This is a genomic window from Tautonia sociabilis (assembly GCF_003977685.1).
GTDB classification, from domain to species: domain Bacteria; phylum Planctomycetota; class Planctomycetia; order Isosphaerales; family Isosphaeraceae; genus Tautonia; species Tautonia sociabilis.
Window position 1 is genome coordinate 1 of sequence record NZ_RYZH01000034.1, and the last position, 18,561, is coordinate 18,561.

Genomic DNA, 18,561 nt, shown 5'->3' on the forward strand with positions numbered 1-18,561 from the left:
CCGAGATCACCTTGGCAAGGGGGGGGCCAACTACGTCTACCGGATCGAGGTGACGCCCGTCTCCCCGAAGTTGACGGTCAGCCCCCAGAACGAGAACCCTCAGATCGGCGTCATCACCGCCCCGGTCCCCCGCGGGAACCGCGTCGCGCTGCTGCTCAACGCCTCCCGGGCCGACTTCGGAGGCGACCTCACCTTCGCCGCCGACGGCCTGCCCCCGGGAGTCCAATTCGAAGCGGACACGATGACCGCCAACATCGCCCAGATGCCCGTCCTCTTCACCGCCGAGGCGGACGCCCCGCTTTCCGGAACGCTCGCCTCGCTCGGCGGGACCCCGACCGACCCGAACCTCCAGGGGATCCCCTCGGAGCTCTCCCACACCGTCGAGCTGGTCCAGGGGCGCAACAACATCCCGTTCTGGACCCGCACCGTCGACCGCCTGGCCGTGTCGGTGACCGAGGAGGCCCCCTTCTCGATCGAGGTCGTCGAGCCGAAGGTGCCGGTGGTCCGGAACGGCTCGATGCAGTTGAAGGTGGTCGCCTCGAGGGCGGAGGGATTCACGGCCCCGATCGCGGTGTCTCTGCCCTGGAACCCTCCCGGAATCGGCTCGGCCGGAGGCGTCTCCATCCCCGAAGGGCAGAACGAGGCGCTGATCCCCATCAACGCCAGCGACAACGCCCCGCTCCAGACCTGGAAGATCGTCGTCAACGGTTCCTCCACCGGCCCGACCGGCCCGGTGGTCGTCAGCTCGCAACTCGTGCCGCTGACGGTGGCCGAGAAGTTCCTCACGCTGGAATTCCAGCGGGCCGCGGGAGAGCAGGGGACGGAGGTCCCCCTGCTCGTGAAGGTCAACACCCTGACCGAGTTCGAGGGGGAAGCCACCGTCACCCTGATCGGCCTGCCGAACGGGGCGACCACCGAGGTCAAGACGATCACCAAGGACACGGAGGAGCTGATCTTCCCCATCGCGATCGCCGCTGAAACCCCGGAGGGGACGCACAAGAACCTGTTCTGCCAGGTCGTCGTCACCCAGCAGGGCGAGCCGATCCTGCACAACCTCGGGTCGACCGAGCTTCGGGTCGACAAGCCCCTCCCGAAGGAAGAACCCAAGGCCGAGGCCGAGGCCGCTCCCGCCGCCGCCCCCGAGGCGCCCCAGGAACAACCCAAGAAGCCGCTCAGCCGGCTGGAGCAGCTGCGGCTCGAGCAGGAGCAGCGGAACCAGGCCCGGGCCGGCGAGGCCCCCCAGGAGGGACCGTGATGCGAGCGACCGCCTCTCGGCCAGAGGACGGAGACGCTCCGCCCCCCCGCTCTCGACCAACGGATCAGACACCGAACAACGCTGACGACGGCAGGAGATGCCTCATGCCCGCCTCGTACCCAACCCGAGTGCTCGCCGCCGCCCTCGCCGCGACCGCCCTCGGCGGCTCGGCGAGGGCCGACGAGCCGGCCCTCGCCGACCTGCTCGCCTTCCCCCCCCAGATCAACCTGTCGACCGATCGCGACCGCCAATCGATCGTCGTCCAGGCCATCTTCGCGGACGACACCACCCGAGACGTGACCGCCGAGGCCACCTTCACCCTGGCCGATCCGTCTCTCGTCCGCGTCGAGGGGGCCACCTACTTCCCGGCCGCCGACGGGACGACCGAGCTGACCATCTCCTTCGGCGGCCGATCGGTGACCGTGCCCGTCACCGTCAGCCGGGCCCAGGAGCACCCTGCCCTGAGCTACCGGCTCGACGTGATGCCCGTCTTCATGAAGGCCGGCTGCAACACCGGCAGTTGCCACGGCGCCGCTCGGGGCAAGGACGGGTTCCGCCTCTCCCTCTTCGGCTTCGACCCCGAGGGGGACTACCACCGGCTGCTCCGCGAGCTCCCCGGCCGTCGGATCAACCTCGCGGTGCCCGACGCCTCGACCGTGCTGGAGAAGGGGGCGGGGCTGGTCCCTCACTCCGGCGGCCAGCGGTTCTCCACCGACGGCGAGCTGTATGCGACCGTCCGCGAGTGGATCGCCGCCGGCGCCCCGAACGATGACGTGAGCACGCTGCCCACGATCACCGCCGTCGAGCTCTACCCGAGAAGCGCCGTGCTCGACGGCAAGGGCTCGACCCAGCAGTTGACGGTCCGCGCCGTCTACTCCGACGGTACCGACCGCGACGTGACCTCGCTGGCCGTCTTCCTGACGAACAACGAGACCTCGGCCGCCGTCGACGAGGCCGGCCTCGTCACCGCCGGCGAGCGCGGCGAGGCCTTCGTGATGGCCCGCTTCGAGACGTTCACCGTCGGCTCCCAGTTCCTCGTTCTGCCCAAGGGCCTGGAGTTCTCCTACCCCGAGGAGCCCGAGGCCAACTACATCGACACCCTCGTCGCCAACAAGCTCCGGAAGATTCGGATCGCGCCGTCGGGGCTCTGCTCGGACGAGGTCTTCCTGCGGCGTGCCTCCATCGACCTCGTCGGCCTGCTGCCAACCCCGGAGCAATACCACGCCTTCCTCGCCGACACCGACCCCAACAAGCGCGCGAAGCTCATCGACGAGCTGCTCTCCCGCAAGGAGTTCTCCGAGATCTGGGTCCAAAAGTGGGCCGAGCTGCTCCAGGTCCGGACGGTGCCGAACCGGATCGAATACAAGGGGATGTACCTCTATTACAACTGGCTCGTCGATCAGCTCGCCAACGACGTGCCAATGGACGAGATGACCCGAAGGCTCCTCTCGGCCAGCGGCGGCACCTTCCAGAACCCGGCGACGAACTTCTACCAGGGAACCGACGACAAGCTCCTGCTGGCCGAGAACGTCGCGCAGGTGTTCATGGGCATGCGCATCCAGTGCGCCCAGTGCCACAACCACCCGTTCGACCGCTGGACGCAGGACGACTACTACGGCTTCGTCGCCTTCTTCGCCCAGATCGGCAAGAAGCAGGGAGACGACTACCGCGAGACGATCATCTTCAACTCCGGAGGAGGAGAGACCAAGCACCCGGTTGGCGGCCGCGTCATGCCGCCGAAGTTCCTGGGCGGCGAGGTGCCCGACGTCTCGGGGAAGGACCGCCGCCAGGTGCTGGCCGAGTGGCTCGCCTCTCCCCGGAACCCGTACTTCGCCACCAGCTTCGTCAACCGCGTCTGGGCCCACTTCTTCGGCATCGGCATCGTCGAGCCGGTCGACGACTTCCGGGTCTCCAATCCGGCCTCGAACCCCGAGCTGCTCGACGAGCTGGCCCGGCGCTTCACCGAGTCGGGCTATGACCTCAAGGCGCTGGTCCGGGACATCTGCAACAGCCGGACGTACCAGCGCGACACGGTGGCCAACGAGTCGAACGCCCACGACTCGGTCAACTTCGCCCGGGCGAACCTCCGCCGGATCAAGGCCGAGAACCTGCTGGATATCATCAGCCAGGTGACGGACACCAAAGACAAGTTTCAAGGCCTGCCGCTGGGCGCCCGGGCCGTGCAGATCGCCGACGGCCGCTCCTCGAACTACTTCCTCACCACCTTCGGGCGCGCCACCCGGGAAACCGTCTGCTCCTGCGAGGTGAAGATGGAGCCCACCCTCTCCCAGTCGCTCCACCTGCTCAACGGCTCGACAACCAACGCCAAGATCCGCCAGAGCCCCGTGCTCAAGGCCCTATCGGAGAGCGAATCGCCGCCCGAGGAGCTGATCGCCGACCTCTACATCCGATGCCTCACCCGGCCCCCAACCGAGGAAGAAACCGCCCAGCTCCTCCCCCTCTTCGGCGAGGGCTCGAACCGGCAGCACGCCCTCGAAGACGTTGCCTGGGCCCTGCTCAACAGCCGGGAGTTTATCTTCAATCACTGACAAACTGATAATCTGATTGAAATCGGCCCCCTCGCTCCGCCCTCGGGCGGGGAGAGGGCCGGGGAGAAGGGGAGGCACGCCTCCCCTCCCACCCTCCCGCCGCTCGCCACCGCGTCGAGGCCCCTCTCCAAGCCCCAGCCAGGGGAGGGGGGAATTCCGCCCGATCCCCCGACCTGCTTCCGCACCGAGGTCCCCGCCGATGCGACCGCTTCCCCCGACCGCGGCCCTGGCCCTGCTGATCGGCCCGACGGCCGTGCTGCCGGCGGCCGAGGACGCCAAGCTTACCTTCAACGACAACGCGTCCAAGATCTTTCAGGCCCGCTGCAACTCCTGCCACAACGCCGACAAGACCTCCGGCGGCCTGAACCTGACGACCTACGCCACCATGATGGAGGGCGGCGGCTCCGGCTCCGCCATCGAGCCGGGAGACCCGGACAACTCCTGGCTGTTCCTCCTGGTCTCGCACCAGGAGACGCCGCACATGCCGCCCGACTCCCCCCGGATCCCCGACGAGGAGCTGGAGACGCTGCGGGCCTGGATCGAGGCCGGCGCCCCCGAATCGGCCGGCAGCGTCGTCAATGTGCCGAAGAAGCCGAAGATGGAGTTCACGCTCGATCCCTCGGCCATCGGCAAGCCAAGCGGCGAGCCGGCCATGCCGATCGGCGTCTCCACTGAGCCCGTCCTCATCACCGAGCGTCCCGGGGCCATCCTCGCCCTGGCCGCCAGCCCGTGGGCCCCGCTGGTCGCCATCGGCCAGCACCGGCAGGTGCTGCTCTACGACACCCAGGGCCAGCACCTCGTCGGCGTGTTCCCCTTCCCCGAAGGGGATGTCCACGTCCTGAAGTTCACCCGAGACGGCGATCTGCTGCTGGCCGGAGGAGGGCGCGGGGGCCAGTCGGGCCGCGTGGTCGTCTGGGACGTGAAGACCGGCGAGCGGGTCATCGAGGCCGGGCAGGAGTATGACCTCGTCCTCGCCGCCGACCTCAGCCCCGACCGTTCCCTGATCGCCCTCGGCGGCCCGAGCAAGGTCCTCCGCGTCTACAGCACCGCCGACAACTCCCTCGTGTATGAGCAGAAGAAGCACACCGATTGGGTCACCGCCTGCGCCTTCAGCCCCGACGGCGTGCTCCTGGCCTCCGGCGACCGCAACGGCGGCACCCTCGTCTGGGAGGCCCGCACCGGCCGAGAGTTCTACGTCCTCGGCGGCCACGGCGCCATGGTCACCGGCATGGACTGGCGGCTCGACTCGAACGTCCTCGCCTCATCCTCCGAGGATTCCTCGGTCAAGACCTGGGACATGTTCACCGGCAACCAGATCAAGAGCTGGAACGCGCACGGCGGCGGCACCACCAGCGTCCGGTTCGCCAAGGACGGCCGGCTCGTCACCAGCGGCCGGGACCGCTCGGCCAAGCTCTGGTCCCAGGACGGCAAGGAACTGAAGGCCTTCGGCGGCTTCAATGATCTCGCCCTCCAGGCCGCCATCGGCCACGACGACGCGACGGTGATCGCCGGCACGTTCGACGGCGTCGTCCGCCTGTTCCACGCCGAGGACGCGACTCCGCTGGGAGACCTCCGCGCCAATCCCCTGTCGGTCGCGGCCCGGCTGGAACAGCTCCGCCCCGAATACCAGGCCGCCCAGGCCAGGGCCGAGGCCGCGATCGCCGAACTCGAGCCGCTCCGCCAGGCCGCCGCCTCCGCCGCCGAGCAACTGGCCGCCGCGGAGGCCCGACTCCAGGCCGCCGAGGGAGCCTCGGCGCAGGCGGCCGACGCCGCCAGGCTGGCCGAGGCCGCCGCCGGCGCCGCCGACCAGGAATTCCAGGCCGCCCTCGCCGCCTTCCGACAGACCGCCGAGGCCGATGCCCAGACCCTTGACGCCCTCGCCGCCGCCGCTCAGGCCGCCTCCGAATCGGCCGCCGCCAGCCGATCGCTCGCCGAACAGTCCGCGTCCTCGCCGGCCGACCCCGAGACCCAGCAGGCCGTCGAGCAGGCCCTCGCCGATCGGTCGGCCGCGACTCAGGCCGTCGTCCCCGCCCTGGCCGAGGTCATCGCCTCGGCCAAGGCCCTCCAGGCCGCCCAGGCCCCGCTGGCCCAGGCCTCGACGAAGAAGCGGCAGGCCGACGCCGCCCTCGCCGCCGCCCGGGACGCCGCCAAGGCCGCATCGGACGCGGTCGGCCCGCTCAAGGCCGCCTTCGATCAGGCCGCCGCCGCCAAGGCCGAGGCTGACGCCGCCCTCGCCGCCAAGGCTCCCGCCGCCGAGGCCCTCGCCGCCGCCGCCCAGTCGCTTCGGAACCGGCTCGACGCGCTCACGGCCGAGCTCGACGCCGCCGAACCCCAGCCAACCGCGGCCGCGGCGAACCGGGAAGAATAATCCCCTCGGCCCCGCCCGCCTCGAATCGGGCGGGGCCCCCCTCCCATCCCCCGTCGGCTGGCCGCGATGCCCCCCTCGGGGCGGAGCGGACCGAGAGGAGACGAGAGAGGCCTCAGGGCCCCTCGGCCTCGGAGAGCAGCAAGCCCAGCCGCTGCCGGGCAAGCGTCCCGTCCTCGCTGAGGCTCGACGAGACGTAGGCGCCTCGAAACAAGGAGATTAGGTCGAGCAGCCGGTCGAGGTCCTCGTCCTCCGTCGGGACATCGAGCAGCGTCCCCAGCTCGGCTCGGCGCTCGGTGGCGATGCGAACGACCGCCCCAAGGTCGAGATAGGCGAAGGTCGAGGCGTCCGGGAAGTACCGTTCCCGGGCATCGAGGACGGCCGGGCGAGGCCCCTTCCCGGATCGCTCGGCGCCGCCTCCGGCCAGCACCTCGGCCACGGCGTCGGCGTCGGTGCCAACCACGATCATCCCCCGGCCAACGGCGAAGGCGAACCGGGTCGACCCCGGCCCTTCTCCCGAAACCAGGGCCGTGACCCTCGTGCCGTCTCCCCTCCCAATCGAGAGGCGGAGGGGACCGTCCCGCTCCTCGTCCAGCGAGACGAAGGCCAGCAACGTCCGCAAGGCATTGTCGATCGCCTCGGCCGCCGCCGGATCGCCGATCGAGGCCACGAGAACGGCCGGCGCCGCCTTCAGCGGGAGTTCCCGAGCAGGGGTGTCGACCCACCCGACCAGCCCCGGACCGATCGCGGGTAGGATCGCGCTCCTCGGCTCAAGTCCCAGGAGCAGGCCCCTGGCCAGTTCGTTGATCGTCTCGAGGCGGGGGCGTCCCGACTCGGGGACCGAGGCGACGATCAGATCATGCAGGGCCGGGCAGTCGACATGTCCGCTCGCGGCAAGAAGGGCCGACCCTGGAATCAGGCCCAGCAGCGCCGAGGGGTCCCCTCGCCGAGCGGCCCAGGATCGGATCGGGTCGGGCAGGAGGTCGGGATCGAGGACCTCGACGACGTGGAGGATCGGCCCGTCTCTCCACTCGAGGGCCAGGCCGATCGCCTCGACCGCCCGGATCGACTCGGCGATCGGTCCGGGAAGGTCCTCCAGGGCGGGGGCGTCCGGGTCGGTCGCGGCCATCCGGCCGATGAGCCCGGGGTCGATGAACAGCCGGGCGATCGCCCCGGCCGGCGAGGCCGATCGGATCCGGGCCCGAGCGAGCCGGTCGCCCCAGGCCGAGAGGTCCGGATCGGAGGCGCGATCGATCACCTCCCGGAGCAACCGCTCCGCGTTGGTCCAGACGAACGTCCCGTCATCGAGCAGGACGTAGGCCTCCTCGGGCCGGCCGTCCTGGAAGACTCTCACAGCATACGAGACGCCGCCATGCTCCCGGCGATCGACCCGGATCAGGTTCCCCGAGGCGCGTTCGGCCCCGTTCGCCGCGGCGATGAAGGCCTGGAGCAGCTCGCGGTCGGTCACGGCGGATTGGAGGATCCCCCTCGCGTCGTCGGGGGGAGCCCCGTCCGGGAGATGGAGCGAAAGAACCACCGCCTCGCCGGCTAGGCCGTCAGCGATCTCCAGCAGCGGCGCCCCGAGCGCCGTCTCGATGTCGCGCCGAGCCCGACGCAGCGACTTCCCTTCCTCCGAGTCGAGCCAGTCGCGCACGACGCGAGAGTCGGCCAGACGGGCGCCCATTGGGGAGTCGATCAGGGCCCGCAGCCAATCGCCCAGATCCCGGATCTCCAGGACCAGGGAGGCGTCGGGAGGCACCCGGTCGAGCAGGAGATCGATCGCCTCGCGGTCGGGGGGGCGATTCCCCCCGAGGCCGCAGAGCACGGCGATCACCACGGGAAGGAACCGGGAACAGCGGTGACTCGGACTCATCAGGACGATCTCCGACCCGGTTGCTGTCGGGCGATTCCGAGGAAGGGAGTCAGGCGCCCCGATCGTCGGGGGGCGGCTCGTCGGCCCGGGGAAGGTTGGGGAGGAGGAAGCCGAAGGCGCTTCGGGTCGGCCGGGAGAGCGGCCGGACGCCCGCCTCCAGGCCGTCGCCGATCAGCTTGACCACCCGATCGGCCGCGCTTCCCGGCACGATCGGATTCGGCGGGACGACCGGATCATCGGGCGGGACCTCGGAGGAGGTCGCCGAGCCGAACACGTCCCGGCCGATGCGGGTGGCCGGCTCGGACGTCTTCAGGGCGAGCGCCACGGTCGCCTCCGCCGCCTCGGCGACGGCTTCCGTGAGCGGCCGGGGGGCCTCCGGGAGCGACGGGGCGTCCTGGACGATCGCGGTCTCGCCGCGCTTCCCCTCGGGCCGCAAGGCCCAGAGCCCGGCCAGCACGCCCAGCAGGACGACCGCGGCGACCGCCGCCGATCGGAGGATCGGCAGGCGACCCCGGAGCACCAGCCGCGACGGCTCGGGATCGCGATGAACCTCCGAGAGGATCCGCCCCGGAAGCGAGGCGGCGGGGACCAGGGAGGGCTCGAGCGCGGCGATCGCCTGGGCCAGCGCCGCGTACCCGGCCGACCGCGATCGGCAGCGGGGGCAGCGCGCGAGGTGGGCCTCCAGCTCCGGGGGGAACCCCTCGACCTCGGGGACCGGGCTCCCGGCCCGGACCGAGTCGAGCCGACGATCCCAGGCACGGTCAAGCTCGCGGCACGACATCGATCGACCCTCCGGCCGGGAGACTCGACGCCCCCGGCGCGTCCTGGCCCGCCGTCCTGCGCCGGCAGGGGAGGTCGCCCGGGTCGCGGTCCCTCGGAACGTGCGATGGTTTCTCGAAGCAGAAGGGCCCGAGGTCGCTCCCCAAGTCGGGCCGGACGGAGGGCGGCTTGGGCTCCTTCGAGCTCGTCCGATCGACCGCGACCGACCCCAGGAGAGCCGCCCGGCCGATCCTCCCGAGAGCCTGGCCGCGATCATCCTCGGCGGCCTGGCCGACGGGATGCCTGCTGCTCGATGCTCGCCAGGAGGAGACGTCGGGGTTCACGGGTCGATTCGCCCTCGGGGACGGCGTCGGTTCGGGGAGCGGGGTCAGCAGTGGACCCCTCGCCGGGTGAGGTCCTCGGCCAGGGCGGCCCGGGCGCGATGCAGCCAGGTCTTGACCGTGCCGATGGGCCGGTCGATCACCCGGGCGATCTCCTCGTAGGGCAGCCCTTGTTCATGGTAGAGCGTGAAGACCAGGCGGTAATCCGGCCGGAGCCGATCGAGGGCTCTGGCCAGCTCTCCGGCCAGGTCGTCGGGGTCGGTCAGCCCGGGGCGGGAGTCGGGCCGGTCCTCGGGCGGCTCGATCGGAGTCGGCCGCCTCGCCCGCCGCCCCAGGGCCGTCCGGCACCGATTGGCGGCGATGCCGAGCAGCCAGGGCCGGAGCGGCCGTTCCCGATCGAAGCCCTCGACCGACCGCAGCGCCCGGACGAACGTCTCCTGGACCACGTCCTCGGCATCCTGGCGGTGGCCGAGCATCCGAACGCAGAGGCCGAAGAGGATCCCCTGATAGCGCTCGATCATCGCGGCGGGAGCCGACGGATCACCGGCCCGCAGCGCGTCGACGAGTGCGCGATCGTCGTCCATCGGCGGTCGGCCCTCGATCCGGCGAGACGCCTCCGGCGGGCCGGTCGTCTCACCCGGGCACTACCCGGATGCGGTGGGATCCCGTTTCAGGTTTTTCGAGACTCCCCGGGAATTATTCGATCCTCCTCCCGATCGCAGGCCCGTCGTCCGGATCCCCCTCGTCGGCGGGCTCCCGTCCCTCGTCCTCCGAGATCGGCCCCCCCTGTCTCGGCATCCGGAACACGAAATGGGCGATGATGAGGATCAGGGCGATCAGAACAAGGTGCCCCTTGGCGAGCATCCCTCCCGTCCCCGGGACCGGCCCCCGCAGCGCGATCCAATCGCCCGGCCTCCCTCCTGAGACGAGCAGCCAGGCCAGGATCAGCCCGATGACCGCCAGCGGCGCGAACCGGCGGGAGGCTCGGCGATCGGGGCCGCCGGCGGGATCAGACCCCTCGGGCATCGGGCCCCCAGAGCTGCTTGTGCAACTGAACCTGGAGCCGGAGCGGCAGGCCGCTCTCCAAAATCCAGGCGGCCAGCTCCGCCGCGTCGACCCTCCCGTGGGCGGGGCTCACCAGGACCGGGCAACGCTCCACCAGCCGGTGCTCCCGGATCCGCTCCAGGGCCCAGTCGAAATCCGGGCGGTCGCAGACGACCACCTTGACCTCGTCGGTGGGCTTGAGCTTCGCCAGGTTGTCCCAGAGGTTCGCCTGCTCCTCGCCGGAGCCGGGCGTCTTCAGGTCGAGGATGATCCGGACCCGGGGGTCGACCGGCCCGATGTCGCAGGCGCCGCTGGTCTCCAGCAGGACGACCCGGCCGGCGTCGGCCAGACCCGACATCAGGGGAAGGGCCTCGTCCTGGAGCAGCGGCTCTCCTCCCGTTACCTCGATCAGGTCCCCCGGAGCGGCGATCGCGAGGATCCGCTCGAGCAGCGCGCGCAGCGCGATCGGCTCCCCATGATTGAAGGCGTGGGGCGTGTCGCAGTACGAACAGCGGAGGTGGCAGGCGGTCAGCCGGACGAACACGCAAGGGAGGCCGGCAAAGGTGCCTTCCCCCTGGAGGCTCCGGTAGAGTTCGTGGACCACGAGCACGCCGCTCGGGCGGCCGAGGATCGACTTGAGGCGATGGTCCCGGCGCCCGGGGGCGACCGGCGGGAGGATCGGGGCACTCAACGGACGCTCCGGACAGGGGATGGGATCGGCTCGCTGTCGGACATTCTACCGGATCCGGGCCAGGGCCGGGGGGCTGGAACCGGATCCGAGGCGGCCCCCGCTCCGGTTCGCTCCCCCGGCGTCCCGGGAGAGGCCCCTTGCCCACTACCTCCGCCGCGGTTCCACCCGTATCATCGAGCCCGATGCCATCGACCTCCGCCGCCGCCCCGGAGTCTCGCGACATGCTCCATCTCCTCCCGGTCGCCGCTCTCCTCCTCCTTCCGGTGGCGACTCCCCAGGACCAGCCCCTGCCGGAAGGGCACTCCAACCACGGGGAGGCCTTCAACGAGGGCCCCCGCCAGGCCGGCTCCCTGATGGCCGGCCAGGGGACGGTGGACTTCCCCGTGACCACCGACTCCGACGAGGTCCAGGCGCTGATGAACCAGGGCGTGGCCCAGCTCCACGTCTTCTTCTACTTCGAGGCCGAGCGCTCCTTCCGTCAGGCGGCGACCATCGAGCCGGAGAACCCCATGCTCTACTGGGGCATGGCGATGGCTAACGTCAACAACGCCGACCGCGCCAGGAAGTTCCTCGCCGTCGCCCGGGAGAAGGCCGAATCGGCCGAGCTCTCCCGCCGGGAAACCCTCTACCTCGACGCCCTCTCCGCCCTCTACAAGGAAGGCGACGGGATCGACGACCAGGACCGCCGCCAGGGCTGGTTGAAGGGCCTGGAAACCATCGTCCAGGAGTTCCGGGACGACCTCGACGCCCGGGCCTGGCTGGCCATGGTCGCCTGGCAAAACAGCCGGCAAGACGGCATCGGCAGCCGGGAGGCGGTCAGCCTGCTGATCGACTCGGTCCTCGATCGAAACCCGATGCACCCGGGCGCCCACCACTACAAGATCCACCTCTGGGACCGACAGGACGACACCCAGGCCCTCGCCTCCGCCGCCCTCTTCGCCAAGGCCTCCCCCGGCATCGCCCACGCCTGGCACATGCCCGGCCACACTTATACCAATCTCAAGCGATACGCGGACGCCTCCTACCAGCAGGAGGGCTCCGCCCGGGTCGATCACGAGTACATGATCCGGGATCGGGTCATGCCCTTCATGATCCACAACTATGCGCACAACAATCAGTGGCTGGCGGAGAGCCTCACCAAGACCGGCCGCCTGGCCGACGCGATCGCCGTCGCCCGCAACCTCGTCGAGCAGCCCCGAGACCCGAAGAAGAACAACGCCCGGGACAGCGGCTCTCCCCAGCGCGAGGGCCGTCGCCGCTGGGCGGAGGCCCTGATCGCGTTCGAGCGGTGGGACGAGCTGCTCGAGGCCGAGGCCTCCGGCGCCCTGGACTGGTCCTCCGAGCCGGCCGAGCAGCTGCGGAGAGCCTACGCCGCCGGGCTCGCCCACGCCGCTAGGGGAGAGCCCGACGCCCTCGACGAGCGGATCGCCGCCTTGAAGGAACTCCTGCCGAAGCCCGAGCAGAACGAGGAGCAAGAGGCCCCCGAGGGAGATTCGGGCGAGGGACCGCGGCCGCCTCGCCCGCTCCCCGGCCTCGAGGCCGCCCTCGCGGAGCTCGAAGGGCATCGCCTCGTCCTGGAAGGGGACCTCGACGCCGCCTTCGAGCGCTTCGGGTCGGCCGATTCGATGCGCCCCGAGTCCCTCGCCCGCCTGCTCCTGAAGGCCGGTCGCACCGAGGAGGCGGTCGCCAGGGCCAACGAGGCGGTCGAGAAGGCCGAGAACGAGGTCGCGCCGCTGGCCGCCCGGGTCGAGATCCTCCACGCCGCCGGCAAGCTCGACGAGGCGAGGGCCGCCTACCTCTCCCTCCGAGAGATCGCCCGAGAGGCGGATCCCGATCTCCCCGTCCTCCGCCGGATTGAGGCCATCCTCGCCGACTGGAAGGCCCGAGACGGCTGGCAAGCCCCCCCTCAGGCCCCCCGCTCCGACCTCGCCGCCCGGAATCGCGTCGACCTCGACCGCGTCGGCCCCCTCTGCTGGTCCCCCTTCCCGGCCGAGCCGATCGAGGGGATCGACACCGAGGGCAAGACCCACCGCCTCGAGCACTACCGCGGCCGGAACCTCGTCGTCCTCTTCTACCTCGGCGGCGACTGCGCTCACTGCATGGAACAGCTCATCGCCTTCAGCAACAACGCCGACCGCATCCGGGCCACCGGCGCCGAGATCATCGCCATCAGCACCGACGGCCTCGAGACGACCCGAGCCCTGAAGGACAACGGCGAGGTCCACTTCGCCATGCCCTTGATCGCCGATCCCGACCTCGACCACTTCCAGCGCTACCGGGCCATGGACGACTTCGAGGCCATGCCCCTGCACGGCACGTTCCTGATCGACGCCGAGGGGAAGGTCCGTTACCAGGACATCTCCTGGCAGCCGTTCCTCGACGTCGAGTTCGTCATCTCCGAACTCTCCCGGATCAACCGGCTGCTCGGCCGAGACTCCGCCCCCGTGGCCGGCCCCCGGCTCCGGTCCCATGACGCCCTGCAACGCACGAGCGGCCGCCCCGGCTCCCGGAAGGGACGGCCGGGCCTGAACCTGGACGACGCGAGAGTCGGCCAGGGTCGGTGATCCCTCGCCGAGCCATCGGCCCCAAGAGGCCCGACGCCCCGCTGACCCGATCGATCGATGGCGTCCGCCGTCGGAGGGACCGCCTCCTCCCGGTATCCTGGCCCTCCGGGGAACAGGGACGCCTCGGACGATCGATCCCCCGCATCGAGTTCGAGGACCGGATCACAGGAAGGGCGATCGATCGGGAGATCGGAGTCGATCCCGACCTCGAGGCGACGACCTCTCCTGCGACCGGGATGCGGGAGTCGTTGGCTTGATGATGACGTTCGTCTTCGGGTATCGTGATCCGGCCTGCTTCCTCCAGGCCCTGGCCCCCGGCCGGGTGATGCGGTTGTCGAATCTCCTGGGGGATCTCCGCGAGGCGCTGGCCAAGGCCGCACCGACCGACCTGCCGCGGAACGAACTGGACCGCCTCGGTCTCCCCGAGGCCCACCTGGCCGAAGGCGTCGTCGCCGACGACTTCCTCAGGCGGATGCGGTTCTCCAGATCGACCGGGCGCGACAGACCTCCGACGAGTCGGAGTGAGGCCTCCCGCTCCGGATCGGTTCGACGAACCGGCCGACCGTCCGGGTGAGGGGCCGGCTCCTCCGCGGGTTGCTCGACGAGATCGACCCCCTCGAGAACGACGAGTTCCGCCCCCGGGCCCGTGTCTCGACCCCCGGGACGCTCCGACCGCCGGCCTCCCGCCGGTTCGAGACGCTCCGGGAAGGGCTCCCATGCTCCTGGACCTCAGCGAAGAGAGTCGACCAATCGTGTCCGCCTCGCCGATGCCCCTCGCCCTCGACCCCGATCGCTTCTTCAACCTGAAAACGCCCGGCTCCCAGGAGTGGTGGTACTTCGACGCCCTCAGCGACGACGGCCAGCAGGCCCTCGCCGCCACCTTCTACGTCGGCCTGCCGTTCGACCCGGAATACGGCAAGGCGGCCAAGCGGCACCTCCGCCGCCCCGACCGGCACTCCGCCCCGTTCCCCCTGGATCACTGCGGCCTGAGCTTCCGCTGGTACCGGACCGACGGCGCCTCGGTGCCCAGACGAGGACGCGGCAACCCCGGCCGTCGTTCCCAGGCCTATTCGCTGAATTCCCACCGCCGAGACGCGTTCGACCACTCCGCTTCGCCGTTCCGGATCTCGATCGCCGAGAGCCGGCTGGAACGCGACCAGCAGGGGTATCGCCTGGTGATCAACGCCCCAGACTGGGATCCCCGGCGCCGGATCTCCGCCGAGCTGCGCTTCCGACCGGCGATCGGCACCGAGCCGTTTGAGATCGATCTCGGGGGGGACGGTTCGGCGCACCACTGGATCCTCGCCGCCTCCGATTGCCAGGTCGAAGGGACAATCGCCATCGATGGCCCCTGGGGAGGAGCCGCAGAGTTCCGCGGCCGGGGTTATCACGACCACAACGCGGGCGCCGAGGCACTCTCCTCGGTGATGACCCGATGGGAATGGGGCCGCGTCCACCACGACGACCGCACCGAGATCTACTCCATCGCCGAGCCGACCCGCGGCCCAACCCAGACGCTCTGGCTCTCCTGCCAAAACGGCAAGCCGGTGCGGATCTGCCACCAGCCCGCCCGCTCGATGGCCCAACCCTGGAAGAACTGGTTCTTTATGCCGTATCACGGCGCGCTGACCCTCACCGACGACGTCGACGGCCAACGCCTCCAGCGCTGGAACGACCACCATCTCGACTCCGGCCCGTTCTACCAGCGCTGGCTCGCCGAATTCCGGGGGCCCGGCTTCAGATCGAACCGGCTCGGGATCAGCGAGTTGCTCGACACCCGTCGACTGACTCACCCGCTCTTTAACTGGATGATCCCGTATCGCCTCCGTCGCCCCGGGGCGACCCGCCCCCCGGGCTAACCCGAGGCTGTCGCCCCGCCGGGCCCAATCCCGATCAGATCCCTGAACGCCACGCATCCGAGCGCAGCAACGCGGACCGGCCCCAATCCCGGGCGCGATGCGAACCGAACCATCGGGCCCGGGGAGCGGAACCGATGCTCGTCCTAAGCCGCACGTCGTCGCAGGACATCATGGTGGGCGACTCCATCCGAATCACCGTGGTCGCCATCGCCGGGGGCCGGGTCCGCCTGGGGATCGACGCCCCCCAGGACGTCGCCGTCATCCGAGGGGAACTCGCCAGGACGGAGGACTCCTCCGGTCCTCCCGGAGGCGATCCCCCAACGGCCCCGAACCCGGACGCGGCGGGGCGTTCCGGCCCGGATGGGCCGGCCGATCCGGAGAACTCGGGCCGTCCTGGGAACCAAGAACCGGCACCTTGATCGGATCGCCTCCCCGGCTGCCTCTCCCCGATCGGGGGAAGAGGCCATCGGGGCGCCCCTCCAGAGGCCGGATCAGAAGGCGATGGCCCCGGCCCCCGCCTCCCCCTCGCCGGCCGAGTCGGGCCGGCCGCTGAATCGGGCCTGGGCACGCTGGCCGACGGCCAGGGTGCCGAGCGTCAGGTCGACCGGATTGGTCCCGGTGGTCGGGGGCTCTCCGGAGGGGAATTCCCAGATCAGGGCGACGTCGTAGGTCGCATTCCCGGACTGGGCGCTGTAGAAATAAATGTGGATCAACTGCTGATTGAGGTCGGTGAGGGTCAGCCGCTCATACGGGATGGTCGGGGGCGGCGCGTCTCCCGAGGGGGTGATCCGGGGCCAGATGGTCTTGTTCACCGGCTCGACCGCGGCGTTGTTGACCCCCGGGCCGTAGACCGCGGCCAGAACCGCCATCACATCGGAGCGGAAGTCGTTCCGGGGAACGTGCGGCTGGTCGGGCTGCTCCTGCGCCTCGCTCGGTTCCTGGGAGGTGCGGCGGGCGAGGACGTGGAGACTCAGCGGGCCTCCGGCCAGCTCCCCCTGCGACCCTTGCGGGATGTAACTGGCCTCGACCTCGAAGAATCCGGGGGTGAGGGTGACTGGCGCGAACTCGGTCTCGGCCAGCCCCTTGGGAACCCGGAGGTAGATATTGTTCTCCCGGAAGGCCCCGCCGCTCGGGCCGTAGAGGGTCCGGTCGAGGATCATCTCATCCCGCATCCGGCCCTGGGTGGCCTCGAGCCGATGCTCGTAACTCGCGAAGCCGCAGCCGAGCGGGGCGATCGAGAGCGCAAGGAGGAAGAATCGGGCAAGCGACCGACGCATCACAGGACCTCATGCCGGGACGAGACGGAGCGGCCGAGGGCCCACCCCGCGACGATCGAGCGTTCTGCTGGGAAATGGTCCGTCCGCCCGGCCGGGCTGTCAAGAGACCGTCGGCTTTGCCGGGGCCTCACCGTGGGGGGAGTAGATCCAGAGGACTCGGCGGAGCTGCCCGGAATCGGCCGAGGCCGACTCGCCCTCCTCCTCCTCATCGATCGGCATCACCTCCGGTTCGGCCGCCGGATCCTCCGCCCGGAGCAGGGCGACTCGCCCGGCGAGCTGGAGCCAGCGGACGACCAGCCGCCCCCCGATCCGGGCGGCGACGAGGGAACCGTTGAGGGCCTCGGCGGCTTCGGGGCGCTCGGCGACCCCCACCACCGCGCCGTCCTCGATCAGGGGGGCCATGGCCTCGTCCCGGATCCGATAGGCCCGGAACCTCCGGTGGGAGGCGATCCAGTACCGCTTCATCGGGAGTGAGAGCACGGTTTCCGCGGCATCCGGCCCGCCGCCCGCGTCCTCGACCCGGACGACGACCTCATCGGCGAGCAGCCCATCACCCTCAGGCCGAGGGGGAAGGATCTGAGGGAAGACCTCGTCGTCACCATCCTGGTTCGTCTCGAGCATCGCCAGCGCCCGACGAAGCAGATCCCCGACCGAGCCGGGGAGGTACTCCCCCACCTCGACCGCCGGAGACGGCCGGCGACGCCGATAACGCGGCCCCTGGCCGTGCAGCAGCCAGCCGGGCTCGACGTCGGTCAGCTCGATGAATCGGAGGAGCACCTCCGAGGGGACCGTCACGCCCGTCTCGTAGTTGTACCACGTCCGGATCGGCAGGTTGAGCCTGCGGGCCAGTTCCGGCCCGCCTCGCTCGCCATACTGCTCGGTTCGAATCTCCCGGAGGCGATTGGCCAACTCGCACTTGGCGCGGACGACCTCAGGAGAGCTCTTGCAGCGAGCCATCGATGCAGGTTCCTCCTCTGCAAGGGAGTCGACGTCGAGGTCGGTGAGCACCCCCCTCTCGACCGGTTCGAGGCCGGCCACAGAAGAATCCTAGTATAGCAATGCCCGTTGGTAAAGGAAAGCGACCGCCAGGACGAAGAACGAATGTTGCGACACCGCATCACTGGGCGGATGGAAGCGTGCCAGCAGGTGCCGGGAACGCGGTCCTCCCGGGAGGCTCCGGCGGGAGGACCGAGCCCTTGGGGAAGGGACGAGATCCTCCTGCGCAGGACGACCGAACCGGCTCCCTTCGGATCGGCGGGACCGGCGCCGAGCCCGATGCGCCTCAGTGCGGATCGGCTCCCTCGCGAGCTTACCGACGGTCGTCCTCGTCGACCTCGATCCCCATGAGGAACTCGGCGATCGCCTCATCGGCCTCGGCGGACTCGGCCGACGGTGCCTCCTTGGGGGCGGGTTCAGGGGCCTTCGGCTTGGCGGCGGCCGTCGCGGTGTCTCGCTTGGAGGAGGGGGCCTTCGGTTCAGGCTTGGACGCCTTGGCGGGAGGGGGCGATTCGGGCTCGTCGGCCATGCCCGTGACGAATTCGAGGACGTCGTCCTCGTCGAGCGGGATCGGAGCATCGACCGGCTCGGGGACGGCCGTGTCGGAGGGCTTGACCTCGGCCACCGCGCCGGGGGCGTCCGGGGCGGCGGCGGTGGCCTTCTCCACCCGGAACTTGATCGGGCCGACCATCAGCTCGTCACCGGGCTCCAGCACGCGTTGCTCCTCGATCCGGTCGCCGTTGACGAACGTCCCGTTGGCGCTACCAAGATCCTTGACAAGGAGCAGCCCCTTCTTCTCGAAGAGCTGACAGTGCCGGCGGCTGACCTGGGAGGATCGCACCACCAACTCGCACCCGTCCTGGCGGCCGAGGGTGGTGACGCCATCAGCCAAGCGGATGGTCTTCACGGCGCTACGGCCTTGCAGGACAACGAGTTGGTAATCCATGGGCAAACCTCGGCGTCGAGGGCCACGGGAGGCCTCACCCCG

Annotated in this window: 14 protein-coding genes and 1 pseudogene; 7 read left to right on the forward strand and 8 right to left on the reverse strand. The window is 70.5% G+C overall.

Annotated features, from left to right (window positions below):
• The 3 genes and pseudogenes from TsocGM_RS26110 to TsocGM_RS16855 form a co-directional block, all read left to right on the forward strand.
• A pseudogene (locus TsocGM_RS26110) lies at nt 1-1,255 on the forward strand (PPC domain-containing protein); the annotation flags it as partial.
• A gap of 104 nt (nt 1,256-1,359) precedes the next feature.
• Nucleotides 1,360-3,804: a DUF1549 domain-containing protein gene (locus TsocGM_RS16850; RefSeq protein ID WP_126726633.1), complete on the forward strand. Its 2,445-nt coding sequence runs from the start codon at nt 1,360-1,362 to the stop codon at nt 3,802-3,804.
• Between the two features lie 199 nt (nt 3,805-4,003).
• Nucleotides 4,004-6,172 (forward strand): c-type cytochrome domain-containing protein, encoded by a 2,169-nt coding sequence (locus TsocGM_RS16855; protein WP_126726634.1) that lies wholly within the window; start codon nt 4,004-4,006, stop codon nt 6,170-6,172.
• A 112-nt stretch (nt 6,173-6,284) separates the two neighbouring features.
• On the opposite strand, the gene TsocGM_RS16860 is transcribed toward TsocGM_RS16855, so the two are convergent.
• The 5 genes from TsocGM_RS16860 to TsocGM_RS16880 all read right to left on the reverse strand — a co-directional run bounded on the left by TsocGM_RS16860 (nt 6,285) and on the right by TsocGM_RS16880 (nt 10,877).
• On the reverse strand, nt 6,285-8,042 hold the full coding sequence (locus TsocGM_RS16860) for a hypothetical protein (RefSeq protein WP_126726635.1): 1,758 nt from the start codon (nt 8,040-8,042) through the stop codon (nt 6,285-6,287).
• A 49-nt stretch (nt 8,043-8,091) separates the two neighbouring features.
• A complete protein-coding gene (locus TsocGM_RS16865; protein WP_126726636.1) occupies nt 8,092-8,823 on the reverse strand; it encodes a hypothetical protein in 732 nt (243 codons plus the stop codon).
• Nucleotides 8,824-9,189: 366 nt separating this feature from the next.
• Nucleotides 9,190-9,726: an RNA polymerase sigma factor gene (locus TsocGM_RS16870; protein ID WP_126726637.1), complete on the reverse strand. Its 537-nt coding sequence runs from the start codon at nt 9,724-9,726 to the stop codon at nt 9,190-9,192.
• A 112-nt stretch (nt 9,727-9,838) separates the two neighbouring features.
• A complete protein-coding gene (locus tag TsocGM_RS16875; RefSeq protein ID WP_126726638.1) occupies nt 9,839-10,168 on the reverse strand; it encodes a hypothetical protein in 330 nt (109 codons plus the stop codon).
• A complete protein-coding gene (locus TsocGM_RS16880; RefSeq protein WP_233578978.1) occupies nt 10,152-10,877 on the reverse strand; it encodes a radical SAM protein in 726 nt (241 codons plus the stop codon). The genes TsocGM_RS16875 and TsocGM_RS16880 overlap by 17 nt, the downstream gene beginning before the upstream one ends.
• Before the next feature lie 221 nt (nt 10,878-11,098).
• On the opposite strand from TsocGM_RS16880, the gene TsocGM_RS16885 reads away from it, so the two are divergent.
• The 4 genes from TsocGM_RS16885 to TsocGM_RS16900 all read left to right on the forward strand — a co-directional run bounded on the left by TsocGM_RS16885 (nt 11,099) and on the right by TsocGM_RS16900 (nt 15,719).
• Nucleotides 11,099-13,441, forward strand: coding sequence for a redoxin domain-containing protein (locus TsocGM_RS16885; protein WP_126726640.1), 2,343 nt, complete (start codon nt 11,099-11,101; stop codon nt 13,439-13,441).
• Between the two features lie 130 nt (nt 13,442-13,571).
• Nucleotides 13,572-14,015 (forward strand): squalene/phytoene synthase family protein, encoded by a 444-nt coding sequence (locus tag TsocGM_RS16890; RefSeq protein WP_391732684.1) that lies wholly within the window; start codon nt 13,572-13,574, stop codon nt 14,013-14,015.
• Nucleotides 14,016-14,157: 142 nt separating this feature from the next.
• A complete protein-coding gene (locus TsocGM_RS16895; protein WP_148114881.1) occupies nt 14,158-15,300 on the forward strand; it encodes a hypothetical protein in 1,143 nt (380 codons plus the stop codon).
• Between the two features lie 134 nt (nt 15,301-15,434).
• Complete coding sequence (locus tag TsocGM_RS16900; RefSeq protein ID WP_126726643.1) at nt 15,435-15,719, forward strand: carbon storage regulator; 285 nt, start codon at nt 15,435-15,437, stop codon at nt 15,717-15,719.
• A 72-nt stretch (nt 15,720-15,791) separates the two neighbouring features.
• On the opposite strand, the gene TsocGM_RS16905 is transcribed toward TsocGM_RS16900, so the two are convergent.
• From TsocGM_RS16905 to TsocGM_RS16915, 3 genes are all read right to left on the reverse strand, one after another.
• Nucleotides 15,792-16,577, reverse strand: coding sequence for a hypothetical protein (locus TsocGM_RS16905; protein WP_126726644.1), 786 nt, complete (start codon nt 16,575-16,577; stop codon nt 15,792-15,794).
• 99 nt (nt 16,578-16,676) lie between these two features.
• A complete protein-coding gene (locus TsocGM_RS16910; protein WP_126726645.1) occupies nt 16,677-17,534 on the reverse strand; it encodes an XRE family transcriptional regulator in 858 nt (285 codons plus the stop codon).
• A 352-nt stretch (nt 17,535-17,886) separates the two neighbouring features.
• Complete coding sequence (locus TsocGM_RS16915) at nt 17,887-18,519, reverse strand: FHA domain-containing protein (RefSeq protein ID WP_126726646.1); 633 nt, start codon at nt 18,517-18,519, stop codon at nt 17,887-17,889.
• Nucleotides 18,520-18,561 lie beyond the last annotated feature (42 nt).